12 protein-coding genes are annotated in these 13,203 nt (G+C 44.8%); 8 read left to right on the forward strand and 4 right to left on the reverse strand.

Annotation, left to right across the window (positions count from 1 at the left end):
• Positions 1-17: 17 nt before the first annotated feature.
• Both BLS49_RS18645 and BLS49_RS18650 read left to right on the forward strand, forming a co-directional pair.
• Positions 18-845 carry an ABC transporter permease gene (locus BLS49_RS18645; RefSeq protein ID WP_091234283.1) on the forward strand — a complete coding sequence of 276 codons (828 nt, stop codon included), beginning with the start codon at positions 18-20 and terminating at the stop codon, positions 843-845.
• A gap of 48 nt (positions 846-893) precedes the next feature.
• The gene (locus tag BLS49_RS18650) at positions 894-2,132 is read left to right on the forward strand and encodes an alkyl sulfatase dimerization domain-containing protein (RefSeq protein WP_091234285.1); all 1,239 of its coding nucleotides are present in this window, start codon (positions 894-896) and stop codon (positions 2,130-2,132) included.
• Between the two features lie 189 nt (positions 2,133-2,321).
• Here BLS49_RS18650 and BLS49_RS18655 read toward each other — a convergent pair whose 3' ends face one another.
• The 4 genes from BLS49_RS18655 to BLS49_RS18670 are packed head-to-tail and all read right to left on the reverse strand — an operon-like array spanning position 2,322 to position 5,176.
• Entirely contained in the window at positions 2,322-3,110 is a 789-nt protein-coding gene (locus BLS49_RS18655) for an EFR1 family ferrodoxin (RefSeq protein ID WP_091234286.1), read from the reverse strand.
• Between the two features lie 21 nt (positions 3,111-3,131).
• Positions 3,132-3,554, reverse strand: a complete 423-nt coding sequence (locus BLS49_RS18660) for an FMN-binding protein (protein WP_091234289.1) — start codon at positions 3,552-3,554, stop codon at positions 3,132-3,134.
• 15 nt (positions 3,555-3,569) lie between these two features.
• Positions 3,570-4,535 carry an FAD:protein FMN transferase gene (locus BLS49_RS18665; protein WP_091234290.1) on the reverse strand — a complete coding sequence of 322 codons (966 nt, stop codon included), beginning with the start codon at positions 4,533-4,535 and terminating at the stop codon, positions 3,570-3,572.
• Between the two features lie 59 nt (positions 4,536-4,594).
• Complete coding sequence (locus BLS49_RS18670; protein WP_091234293.1) at positions 4,595-5,176, reverse strand: TetR/AcrR family transcriptional regulator; 582 nt, start codon at positions 5,174-5,176, stop codon at positions 4,595-4,597.
• Positions 5,177-5,481: 305 nt separating this feature from the next.
• On the opposite strand from BLS49_RS18670, the gene BLS49_RS25370 reads away from it, so the two are divergent.
• From BLS49_RS25370 to BLS49_RS18700, 6 genes are all read left to right on the forward strand, one after another.
• Positions 5,482-6,450, forward strand: a complete 969-nt coding sequence (locus BLS49_RS25370) for a helix-turn-helix transcriptional regulator (protein ID WP_091234294.1) — start codon at positions 5,482-5,484, stop codon at positions 6,448-6,450.
• A gap of 289 nt (positions 6,451-6,739) precedes the next feature.
• Positions 6,740-7,336: an MptD family putative ECF transporter S component gene (locus tag BLS49_RS18680; RefSeq protein WP_091234297.1), complete on the forward strand. Its 597-nt coding sequence runs from the start codon at positions 6,740-6,742 to the stop codon at positions 7,334-7,336.
• 25 nt (positions 7,337-7,361) lie between these two features.
• The gene (locus tag BLS49_RS18685) at positions 7,362-9,215 is read left to right on the forward strand and encodes an ABC transporter ATP-binding protein (protein ID WP_091234300.1); all 1,854 of its coding nucleotides are present in this window, start codon (positions 7,362-7,364) and stop codon (positions 9,213-9,215) included.
• Entirely contained in the window at positions 9,208-10,947 is a 1,740-nt protein-coding gene (locus BLS49_RS18690) for an ABC transporter ATP-binding protein (protein WP_091234303.1), read from the forward strand. The genes BLS49_RS18685 and BLS49_RS18690 overlap by 8 nt, the downstream gene beginning before the upstream one ends.
• A 3-nt stretch (positions 10,948-10,950) precedes the next feature.
• Positions 10,951-11,634 (forward strand): energy-coupling factor transporter transmembrane component T, encoded by a 684-nt coding sequence (locus BLS49_RS18695; protein ID WP_091234306.1) that lies wholly within the window; start codon positions 10,951-10,953, stop codon positions 11,632-11,634.
• A 6-nt stretch (positions 11,635-11,640) separates the two neighbouring features.
• Positions 11,641-13,131 carry an ABC transporter ATP-binding protein gene (locus BLS49_RS18700; RefSeq protein ID WP_091234309.1) on the forward strand — a complete coding sequence of 497 codons (1,491 nt, stop codon included), beginning with the start codon at positions 11,641-11,643 and terminating at the stop codon, positions 13,129-13,131.
• The last annotated feature ends 72 nt before the right edge of the window (positions 13,132-13,203 follow it).

Below are 13,203 nucleotides of genomic sequence, written 5' to 3' on the forward strand. Positions count from 1 at the left end.
TTAAGGAGTTGACTCATATGAGTGTTAAAGTGGAGACAACCTCCATATCCAAAGTCTCTACAAACCTTGAGACAAAAAAAATTCTGCTAACAACAAGAATATGGAAAGGAAGTCTTCTTCCTGTCGGTATCCTGGTGTTGTGGCAAGGATTCAGTATGCTGGGGTTGGCGGACCCGGCTCTTTTTCCGGCACCTTCGTCCATTGTAGCTGAATTATACCGACTCTTGTTGTCGGGCGAATTGATTGACAATCTGGAGATTAGCATGGCGAGAGCGCTTGGAGGATTTCTCCTGGGGGGAGCAGCCGGACTTGCCTTGGGGCTATTCGTCGGCATGCATCAACGCGCGGAGGAATATATCGATCCTACGGTACAGATGTTGAGAACCATTCCATTACTCGCCATCACTCCGTTATTCATCTTATGGTTCGGATTCGGCGAATTATCCAAGGTACTGCTCATTGCCATGGGTGCTTTCTTTCCGCTGTATGTGAATTCATTTTTGGGCGTGCGTAATGTGGATGCCAAGCTGTTCGACGTTGCCAAGGTGCTGGAATTCAGTCAATCCAAGCTCATTCGCAAGCTGCTGCTGCCTGCGGCGATGCCTAATATTCTTTTAGGGCTGCGCTTGTCTCTCAGCATCTCATGGATGGTACTGGTGGTGGCGGAATTGATGGGCGCTGACAGGGGAGTCGGCTATTTGATTCAGGATGCCCGCTCTTTTATGAGGACAGAGGTTGTATTTATCGGTATCCTTCTATTTGCTGCAGTAGGCAAAATCTCCGATTCACTGGTTCGGCTTCTGGAGGCCAGGTTGTTGAAGTGGCAGGATAGCTTTAAAGGCTAAGGCCTTGATGCGTAAGCTTAGTGAAAACCAAATTAAGGAGTGAGAAAAATGACATTTATTCAGGAAACGCAACTGATAGCCAAGAACAATGCAGAAAAGGGAGAAGTAAACTGGGTGCCGGGGAGTGATTCCAAACTGTATCAGTTGGTGGAGGGCCATTATTCGGGAATAAACTTCGGCTTTGGCAATATTGGCTTTGCTATTACCACTGAAGGTGTTGTAGTGTTTGACTCCACTGTATCGCCAGAAGGGGGGGAAGCGGTTCTGGCTGAAATTCGCAAACTGACCAGCCTTCCAATCCGTTATTTGATCTACACTCATGGTCATGCCGATCATGTGAGCGGAGCTTCCGTATTCAAACGTGAGGGAGCGGTTGTCATCGGCCACCGGAATATCGTCCGCCGATTTGACCGTTATACCAAACTTTGGTCTCATCACATGGCCATTAACGGATTACAGTTCAGAAAGAACCTGTTCACGCTGGAACCGAACTTTGTCTATCCGGACATTACTTACGATCAGGAGTATACCTTCGAGTTGGGAGGAAAAACCTTCCGCCTGGTTCATGGAAAAGGAGAAACTGACGATGCTACCGTAACATATGTACCGGAAGACGGCGTTGTGTATGTTGGCGATTTCATTTTATGGACCTTTCCCAATATCGGTAATCCGAATAAAGTCATTCGTTATGAAAAGGAATGGTACCAGACGCTGGAGCGGGTGCAATCCTGGAACCCCAAGGCAATTGCGACCGGCCATGGCCCGGCACTTCTGGAGCCTGAACAGATTGAGGGAGCACTAGCACACAATATCGAGGTGCTGAAGCTGCTTCATGAGCGAACCATAGATTACATTAACAAGGGAGCATCTGAGGAACAGGCTGTAGCCGAAATCGAGCTGCCGGAGCATCTGCTGAACAGCCCCTTCCTAACGCAAGTTTATGGAACTCGCGAATTCGTCATCCGTGGTATCTATCGCCGGTACACCGGCTGGTTTAACGGCAATCCCACCCATTTGGCACCGGCGCCGACGGAAGATGTACGGAGAGAGATAACAGGCTTGATTGGAAATACAAGATATGTACTTGACCGAGCCAAGGAACTGAAGGTTAACGGCCAGACTCAATTGTCTCTCCATCTGATAGACCTGGTGATCGCTGAGCCGGAGCTGGAGAAGGAAGCTATCCAATTTAAAAGGGAGGCGTTGCTTGAACTGGCTGATCAGTCACGAAATCTTTTTTATCATAATTTTTATACAGTAAGTGCAGAGGAATTAGAAAATAATTAAATGCAATGCATGTAAAAGAACCTCGAGTGAATATGCCTGAGGTTCTTTGTTGCTATTAAACTCTACTTGGTCGCACTCGTAATGCGTAGGTCGGGGGTTCAATTCCCTTCACCAGCATACTTAACTAACTTTCTAAGCAACAGCGCGACTTCCGGGGATTTCGGGGGCCGCGCTTTTTGCTGAAAAACCTTATCCCCTGAACATTTCACTAATTGCTATTTTGGGATTTGTATATCTTCCTTTTTTTTCAGTTTCTTTTCCGTATTGAATTGCTTTCATAGGACAGTAATGAACACACGCCAGACATTGAGAACAGCGTTGTCCCCATTGTGGCTTTTCATCCACTTTAATGTTATTTAAATTACAGACCTTTTCACAAGTACCACAACCGGTACAGCGATGATCTGCCTGAAACTTTGTAGTATCGATGGCATTTTTATTAAATAAAGGATTAATAATGCCGGTTAATAGCCACGGGAGAGGACCTTTTTCTACCTTAAACTCTCCATTTACTCTTTGGTCAATAGCATGGTTGATATATTTCAAGGTTTCATCAGAAGCGGTAAGCTTTTTGTGCTCTACTTCTTTGGAATCCACGTCACCCATCATGATATAGTTATTTGGCATTGGGATGGAGAACCCGCTGTTTAAAAGGATGTCTTTTTTTGTTAACCGATTTTGCATCACTTTCATCGTATTTCCTATGCTGCCTCCGCAAGTAACAATAGAGAAGACATAGTTTCCCCGGTAATTGTTCAACTGCAGCTTCTCAATAAATTCAAGCACGATGGTGGGCGGTCCCCACGCATAAACAGGATGTACAAAACCTGCGATTTCATCATCTCTCAGACAGTATTCATGGCTTTCTTCGGCTCTGTTCTCAGCTTCGGCTATTGAAATCAACTTTTCTCCAGTATGAAGAGCAATCATTTTTGCGGCATATAGCGAATTTCCTGTCCCGGAAAAATAAAATATCATCGTATCACCTCAATCCCAGTTTTATTTACCTTGCGCTTCGTCCAATGCGTGTTCTATCGCTTTGAGATAGGCTTTGGAGGTAAGGGTTGCACCGCTTATCGTATCCACCTGCAACGACTGCGACTGGATTACTCTGCCGAACAATTCATCGGAAAATGAGGGTGGCCGCTTTTCCTTCTGCTCTATAAGCTTGATGTTTGTGACCTTCTTGGAGGATACGGTGACCTGTACTTTATTGGCCCTCCATTTATACATGCCGCCTTCATAGTCCCCAAGATAAGTGCCATCATGAAGCTGCTCAAAGTTCACGGTTCCGATCGGGAGGTTTTTGGCTTCACGCCGCTCTCCCTCAGTAAAGAGTAATGCTCCTCCCAAACCCACGACTACAACACTCACGAATACGATACCTGCGATTAGCAATTTTCTTTTCCCCTTTCTTGTCATTCTGATCTTCTCCCATCATGAATTCAAAATATTCGTTCGAATACCCTTATCAGCCTGAAAGCAATCTTTCAAACCCTGCGAAACATAAACTTGCAATTCCGAATCGACGAGAATGACCTCAGCTCCAGGAAAGTTTGCTAGGAGTTTACGTCCTTTTTCTATTCCGGCTACAAAAAACAGGGTAGACAACGCATCCGCAGTCGTGGCGCTGTCCGCAACTATGGTTACACTAATCAACCCTGATTCCGCTGGATATCCTGTATGTGGATTTAAAATATGATGACGCCTTTTTCCATTACGATCCCAAAAGTATCGCTGATAGTCTCCGGATGTAACTACTCCTTTGTCAGCTACAGAAACAGCACCAATTAAACGCCCTTCCTGCCGAGGATGACGAATACCCACGCGCCACGGAGAGCCATCTGGCTTTGTTCCCAGCACAGCTACATTTCCACCGATATTTGTACAAGCCGATGTGACATCAAATTTCTTGAATACTTCCAATAACTTATCGCTGGCAAATCCTTTGCCTATTCCCCCCAAGTTAATGGACTGTCCTACTTTTTGAAGTCCTGCGGTCTTTTCATAAGGATCCAACATCAAATCAGCATAGTTCACTAGGGCAAGAACCCTCCTGATTTTCGCTTCATCCGGAATTTCGTATGAATTCTTATAATCCCACAGGGCTACTAGTGGACCGATGGTGACATCAAACAATCCTTGACAAAAGCTTGAGAAATGAACAGCCAATGACAACAACTCGTAGGTATCAAGGCTCAGCTTCTCGCATTGTATACCTGCGGACCTGTTGATCCTGCTAATTTCGCTTCCGGGTATAAAACAGCTCAGCATTTGTTCCAACCGTACCGCTTCACCAGCAACAGCTCTGAGGGCTTCTTCTGCGTGCTTTCCGAAAGCTCTGTGTGTCATCTCTGTATTCATGCCTAAGTTAACGGACTGGGTATCCGTGGTTCTGCTCATTGTTCATTGCAAACCTCCTTTCACATGTCAGTCGGATGTTGGCGTAAGTTTCACTAGCACTATTTTGAATGCTCGGTTAATCCTTTCATGACAAACTCCGCCATGTAATCTAAAATCTGCGGGAAATGCTGAACCCCGATTTCTTCCTTATGTGTATCTATACTGATGATCGCTGTAAAAAAAGCCATGATAAGCTCAATATCAATATCGTTTCTTATTTTTCCTTCAACCTGCCATTGCCTGAACAGTTCTGCAAAGCTGCCATATAAGAAATCAACCTTATCAATGCCGTTCTCTTCACGGTAGAGCTCCTCCAGCATGCCATAGACATCTTTGTTATACCATTGTCTTAATATCGGACTGGAGTTCATACCAATGATGTTCATAGATAACAACTTCTTGAGTAGTGTTAAGGGATCATCCTTCAAGTCCATGGAGTCCATCATGCTCTTTTTAAGCTTCACGTTTTCTTCTAAAAAGATCTCCAGGAAAAGCTTCTCTTTGGAAGGGTAGTAATTATAAAATGTACCGACCCCGACCCCAGCCATTTTTGTGATTTGGGATACATTGGTATCTTTAAATCCTTTGGAACTGAACAACTCTTTTCCGCTATTTAGAATAATCGTCTTTTTATCTTCCACGTTGTAAACCTCCGACTAACTTGAATTTGCAGCATAAGCTAATGACACGAAATCCCATTTTATGAATGAATATTTTTTTATTCATTCAGATTATAGCATGAATTTCCTTTTATGTAAGGGGAGATTTAATAAATATTTCCACATTTTAAAGTTAGTTAGTAGGACTCCTTCACTTTGAATTACATATGTTTGAAGAAAGGTTTGGCTGTAATGCTAGCAAATTGATATGTATTCATTTAAAATACTAATAATGATAATCATTATCAATTAAGTGAAATGAAAATGAATCCATGAGGTGAATATTGATGATAGAGGATCGAGCAGATTGGTATGATATTGAAAGTTTGCACCCCAAGCACCATCTTCTTGCAGATAATTTGAACAGTTTATACCGTACGCGGTCTTGCGTGAGTAAAAGGTTACAAATACCAGAGCAGTTCGGGCAGGGATTCTGGAAGAGGTTCAAAGTAAATTCTGTCATAGATATTGCTGTGTGCGAAATGAGCTTTCATGAGGATATTGAGATGAGCTGTCTTGAGCAAAATGATTCTATTAAGTGGGGGTATTCTCTGGGTGCTCCGATTGAGTGGGAAGTCAGATCGATGAATCGGGCATACCAGTTAAATTATGGAGAGATGTCAGTTTTTGGACATCAACCGGCCGATTGTGTAGGTGCATATCGAGCTGGGACACCTTACTGCGGAATTACGGTTAAAATTGATCGAAAATATCTTGAGGGTATGCTTTTTTATCATACTCAACCGAAAGGGAATGAACCATATTTTACTCACATTGCTCCCCCGTCAATACATCGTATCTTCAGAGAAATGCTTGACTGTAATTATGAAGACAATATTAAGAGAATATATCTGGAGGGGAAGGTGTTGGAATTGGCGGCCGTTTATTTGCATGAGTTGATGCATATGTCGCCTATAAGCGCAGGGTTATCTCGAACTGATATAGAATCTTTACTCAAAGCAAAAGAGATACTGGATCATGATTTAGTGGGTGCTCCAGGAATTCAAGAGCTCTCCAAGAAGGTGTGCCTGAATGAATTTAAACTGAAAAAGGGATTCAAGCAGCTGTTTGGTCTGCCAATTCATGCATACGTCATTGATTGCAGGTTAGAGGTTGCCTATAAACTGCTTGAAAGCGGCTCATCAACGGTTACGATGGCAGCTGCGATGGCAGGTTTCAGCAATCCGAGCTATTTTGCCGAGAAGTTTAGACAGAAGTATGGCGCTATTCCCTCGCGTTTTTTTGGAAGAACCTAGTCTCTACCGGAATAATCCGGTTTTGTATCGAAATATTCCTGATTAAGGTGTCGTAAGGAGAGGGAGTATGCGATAGTTACATAGAGTAAAATATTCGTGAAACAGGAGATGAAAAATGCAGCATAAAATCACCGCGATTAATCGTAATAATTACTAAATATGACCTGTTTACTTTTGATGAGTAGGGAGGTTTATTATTTTCGCATCAATTGATAATGATTATCATTATCTGCTTCACCAGCATTTTTCTGCTTTGTTCAATTACAACACTATAAGGAGAGAGAGTTTAATGACAGGAAGGCTTAAAACTAAGGATTTTATATTGATTGGCATTTTCAGCATTTTGATCTATGTGGTGAACGCTGTTGTAGGTTCAGTATTAACACCCATTATGGGAGCAGCGGCTATGCCTTTAATTTCGGGTTTCTGCCTCTTTTTCTCGGCAATTGTGTATTTGCTCATGGCGATGAAGATAGCCAAAAAAGGGGTTCTGCTGGTGCAATGTGTGGTCAACGGGCTGGTGTACACTTTGATGGGTGTTCCCTTGATGCTGGTTTTCTTTAGTCTGGCAGGGTTGTTGGGAGAAACGGTATTGTATCCGGGAGAAGGAGGCCAGTATCGTAGCCTGAAGAGACAGGCTCTGGCATATGCTACATATGGTGGTTTATTCGGCATTGGATCGTCGGTAACGATCTATGTTTACGGCGGTGATTACCTTGCCAATATGTTTGCCAAGGATACGCTGGAGAGAATGCTGTACTTTGCTTACTCGCCAATATGGGTTGCTTCGAGTATCGTTTTTTCATTTGTTATGACTTTACTGGGCTGTTGGTTTGCATCCAAGCTGCTGAACAAACATTTTATTAAAGCAGGCATGATTAAATAATTGAGTGATAAGAAGGTGGATTCAAATGAACTCCAATTCCGAAGTTGTCGGATTGTTTAGAATTGTTTCTACAAAAAAAGGACTTCTGATCGTTGCCAGCGTATTTTCGACGTTGTCCAGTTTGCTGCAGATTGTACCCTTTTTTGCAGTATTTAAAATTATAGAAGAACTGCTTATGCATGCCCAAAATGCCGCCGGAATTAACAAGGAGCTTATTATACATTGGGGTATGTGGGCATTTCTGGCTCTGGTAGGCGCTTTGATCGCCTTATATATCGGCGGGATGTGTTCGCATATCGCTGCTTTTAACATACTCTATGAGCTTCGGGTGCGGTTGTCCGAGCATGTGGCTAAAGTACCTATGGGCTATCACAACAAGACGGCTAGCGGGGAACTGAAGAAAATTATTGAGGTCAGTGTGGAGAAAATCGAAAAATTTATTGCTCATCAATTGCCCGATCTTGTTAGCGCGGTTATTGTTCCGCTGTCCTTATTGATTTATTTATTTTGGCTGGATTGGCGGATGGCTCTGGTGTTGCTGCTTCCCATCGGAATCGGCTTTTGGCTGCAAGCTAGAGTATTTGGAAGCGAGGAAGGACAAAAGGCTTACCGGGACTTCCAATACGCGGTAGAAGAAATGAATGCAACGGGCATCGAGTATGTCAGGGGCATGCCTGCCGTTAAAGTGTTTGGTATCACAGCGGAATCTTTTTTAACCTTCAAACAGGCGGTGACTCGTTACCGGGACATCTCGCTGAATATAACGAATATGTGCAAAACGTCGTATAGCCTGTTTTTTATCATCATTAGCTCTTTATTTGTTTTCGCTGTCCCGATCGGGATTTTGCTTTCCAGCGGCCAGGCATACAATCAATCGTTTGCTGTTACGTTTATCTTGATTTTGATTATTACGCCGAGCTTGTCGGCACCGCTGCTCAAGCTGCTTTATCTGGGAAGCGGCCTGAGAGAAATAGTGGAAGGCAACAAACGCATTGCAGCGGTTTTTGCCGAGGAGGTTGTAAGCGAACCGACGGTGCCCCGCGTTTCTTCCTCCTATGATGTTTCCTTTGATCAGGTTTCATTTGCTTATGAGAGTAAAGATAGCATGGACTTCAAACATGTACTGTCCAATATCAGCTTTGTGGCGAGAGCAGGAGAAATGACCGCGCTTGTAGGGCCATCGGGTGGGGGAAAGTCAACTATAGCGAATTTGCTGCTGCGGTTTTGGGATGTGAAGGAGGGGCAAATTACAATCGGTGATGTGCCTATACGTGAGATGGGAACCGAAAGGCTGATGGATACAGTGTCTTTTGTGTTCCAGGATGTGCATCTATTCTACGATACGATTGAGGAGAACATCCGAATGGGAAATACAGCCGCATCCAAAGAAGAGGTTATGAAAGCAGCCAGAACAGCTTGCTGCCACGAATTTATCGAGAAATTGGAGTATGGATATGATACGAAAATAGACGAAGGAGGAACCTACCTGTCCGGTGGAGAGGCTCAGCGAATCGCCATTGCCCGCGCTTTGCTCAAAAATGCCCCTGTTCTTGTGCTGGATGAAGCTACGGCTTATGCTGATGCCGAAAATGAAAGGAAGATTCAGCAAGGGCTTGCGGAGTTGGTTAAGGATAAAACTGTACTCATCATTGCTCATCGGTTGTCGACGATACGTGGAGCCGAACAGATCATCGTCGTTAATCAAGGCGAGATTGCTGAACGCGGAACACATGAAGAGCTGCGAGAGCGAAACGGGTTATATGAGCAGATGTGGCGGGCGCATATCAGTGCAGCTCGCTGGAAGCTCGGTTTGGATGATCAGCTGTCCCGGCAGCCTGTCGCCGCGGCTGTTGTCAAGGAGGATATGAGCGATGAATAATTACTTCTACAACATTTCGGGAGGGAATACGCGAAGCCTGCTGCCCTCTGCAGTGGCGGCCATTCTGGATGGGATCGCAAAGGTTGTTCCTGCTGCATTGCTAGTGGATATTTTTAATACCATTTATGTTTCCTTTGCCCATCCTGAAACGGGTTTGAACATTGGTCGGATGTGGGCCGTTTTTGTGATTCTATTGATTTGGCTTGCTGTGGAGTATGCTGCTTATAGCTATTTGTATGATAAAACTTATAAAGCTGCGTATAGTCTGGCCGCCTCAGGCCGATTAGGTCTTGCTGAGCATATTCGTCTCCTGTCCTTGGGTTTTTTTGGCAAACGTGATCCGGGTGATCTCACCAATTTGCTGTTAAGTGATTATGGGCAGGTGGAGAATACGATCTCGCACAATGTTCCACAGCTTATCAGCGCAATAATGCTACCGGTGCTGGCCCTTGTTGGACTCGTCTTTATGGACTGGCGTATGGCTCTTGCCATGTTCGCCGCGGTTCCCTTCGGCGTTCTTATACTGTGGTTGACGGATTCTATTCAGGCCCGTTTAAGCGCCAAGCACGTGCAAGCCAAGAATGAAGCAGCCAGCCGTTTGCAGGAGTATTTATCGGGAATACGGGAGATCAAGGCACATAATATCGGAGGAAAAAAGTTCGAGCGCCTGCGGCTATCTTTCGATCAATTAAAACAAGCCTCCATTCGTTTGGAAGGAATCATGGGGCCGATGATTATGGGCGCAATGCTGCTGACTCGCTCGGGCATGACGCTGATGATTATGGTCGGAAGCTATTTGTTGATAGGAGGCACATTGTCTCTTCCTGTTTTTTTGTTGTTCCTGCTTATCGGGACCAAGATTTTTGAACCGTTGACCGTGGTTCTGATGAATTATGGAGAGATGCGCTATTCGGCATACAGTGCACAGCGAATTATGGAGGTCAAGGCGGAACAACCGATGCAGGGAACGGAAAGTGTTCCTTCCGGCAAACCTATCGTTTTTGACCAAGTCGCATTCGGGTATGATCCACAAACCCCCGTGCTTAAGAATTTATCTTTTACCATTAAACCGAATACAATTACAGCTCTTGTAGGGCCGTCGGGAAGCGGGAAAAGCACGATCACACGTTTAATCGCAAGATTTTGGGACATTCAGGAGGGTTCGATACGAATTGGCAGCCAGCCAATAAATAGAGTGAACCCGGAGCTGCTGTTAGCTGACATTTCTATGGTTTTTCAAGATGTATATTTGTTTCAGGATACGATCGGTAATAATATCCGCATTGGCAAGAAGGAGGCAACGCAAGCAGAGATCGAAGAGGCTGCCAAGAGAGCCTGCTGTCATGAATTTATCTCTCGACTGCCGCAAGGCTATGATACACCTGTTGGCGAGGGCGGCTCCACGTTGTCTGGGGGGGAGAAGCAGCGAATTTCTATAGCCCGCGCATTGTTAAAGGATGCGTCAATCGTGTTGCTGGACGAAGCTACCGCCTCATTGGACCCTGAAAATGAAACGGCCGTTCAACAGGCCATTAATGAATTGGTGGCTAATAAAACCGTAATTCTGATTGCGCATCGTCTGAAGACGATTCAGAACGCAGATCAAATTCTAGTATTGAATCACGGAGAACTGGTCGAGCAAGGAACACATGACGAGCTTTTAGCCAAGTCTGGATTGTACGAACATTTATGGAGTATCCAACAGGGTGCTGACGGATGGCGGGTGAAGTAGATCATGCGTGCAATATTTGATCCTCGTACGCAATTACTAGTGGTTTTGATAGCGAGCGGAGCTGTATTTTTGGTCGATTTGAGCAAGCTTTGGCAGATTATTGCATTTATGGCTGTTTATTTAATTGTTCAAGGTATGCACAGGCTAGCGATTCGATATCTCGTCATTGCCGCTTTTTTGATTGTGTTTCAAGAGATACTTGTCCGAGTAGGGAGCAGCTTCTTCTCCTCTTTAAGTTTTTTAGCGTATTTAGGTTTGCGTTTCTTGCCAGTACTGATGGGTGCGGGTTCACTTGGAAGAGTTCCTTCCGGCAAGCTGATTGCAGCGCTAACAGCATTGCGCTTGCCCAGAGGACTACTCATTTCTTTAGCGGTCAGCTTTCGATTTCTACCAATAATGAGATTGGAATATGAGGCGATTCAAACCTCCGCCCAATTGAGAGGAGTTTCTGTTACTTCTCCAAGAAATTGGCTACGTCCCTTACGTACATTTGAATACACTATAGTGCCCCTGTTAATGAGAAGCCTGAAGATTTCAGACGAGCTTGCAGCCTCGGCAACAACAAAAGGAATTGATTACCCGGGTCAGAAAACGAGTATTCACACTATTTCCTTTGGGCTTCAGGATATCATTGTGTTGGTGGCTTATACGGGGTGGTTAGTGGTTGTATTCCAATACGGGGGTTAAAACAAAGTGTTCAAAAAAGCGATAGTTGAAATGAATAAGGTTTCTTTTCAATACAATGATTCCTATGAGCAATTAAAACAAGTGGATTTGACGATTTACGAGGGAGAGTGCGTCGTGGTAACTGGCCCCTCCGGAAGTGGGAAGACAACACTGACACGGCTTTTGAATGGACTGATTCCCAACTTCTATGAGGGTAAGTTGACAGGTACGGTAACACTAAGGCGAAAAAATATAAGCGAGATTGAACCTTGGAGTTTTGGGAGATTCGTCGGAAGTGTATTTCAGGACTCCAGAAGTCAATTTTTTACCTCAATTGTAGAAGATGAAATAGCCTTTAGCGGAGAAAACTACGGAATGGCTCCGGAGTTAATCCGAGAGCGACTTGGAGAATTAACATTAAAAACTGGGATCGCGCATTTGCTTCCCAAGGATGTCCACCGATTGTCCAGCGGGGAAAAACAAAAAGTAGCGGTTGCTTCCGCGCGATTGACTGAACCGGAGATCTATGTGATGGACGAGCCCTCCGCTAATCTGGATATGCGTGCCACTAAAGAATTGGCAGAAAGCTTGTCCAGTCTGAAGGAAAGGGGCAGCTCGATCATCATTGCCGAGCACAGGCTGTATTATCTTCTGCCAATTGCTGACCGTATTATCTATATGAGTCAAGGTGAAATAACTGAGGAATGGACACCTGCAGAGATGCTGGCCCTGACTGCGAATGAATTGGAATTTTACGGATTGCGCTCACCGGTTATCCGAGGTAATGCATCCATATTGGGAGCAAATCGGAAAGCTCTTCAGGAACGGGTCTCGTTGGAGCGTGCATTTATTGCTCCCGGAAAACGAAAACAACGGGTTTTGGAGGATATAAGCTGCTCTTTTGGCAAAGGGGAGGTAACAGCAATTACGGGACCCAACGGGGTTGGGAAAACAACATTCGCGCGAACTCTGTGTGGATTAATCAGGGAGCAGGCCGGAACTATCCAGCTTAACGGAAAACCAGTCAGAGCTAAAAAACGCCTCGGAAAAATGTGGTTTGTGATGCAGGACAGCGACTATCAGTTGTTTTCGGACAGTGTGTACAACGAATTGCTGATGACCCACGAGAAGGATGCAGGCGCAGCCGAGAGAGCGGAGAGTATATTAAAGGAACTGGATTTATGGGCTTTCCGTGAGCATCATCCGGCTTCGTTGTCAGGAGGTCAAAAGCAGCGTCTTACCTTTGCTGTCGGTCTGATGAACAAGCCGGACATGATCATTTTGGATGAGCCAACTTCCGGGCTGGATGGACGAAATATGCGCCGCGTCGTAAAACTGATCCGGCAAATGGCATCATCCGGGGTAACTGTGCTGGTAATTACCCATGATTACGAGCTGGTATGCGGCGCATGTGACAGGCTGCTCTTTTTTCAGGAGAAAAAGCTGCAGGCAGATATTTCGGTTACGGCAAGTTCGGCTCCTAAGGTTATAAAGCTCATGGAAACCCTACAATGCTAGCGGATCGTTTACCTTGCATTGAGATGTGCAGCCAGAAGCCGCAATGGCATCTGGCTTTATCTATTTATAGGT

The organism is Fontibacillus panacisegetis (genome assembly GCF_900102215.1).
GTDB classification, from domain to species: Bacteria; Bacillota; Bacilli; order Paenibacillales; family Paenibacillaceae; genus Fontibacillus; species Fontibacillus panacisegetis.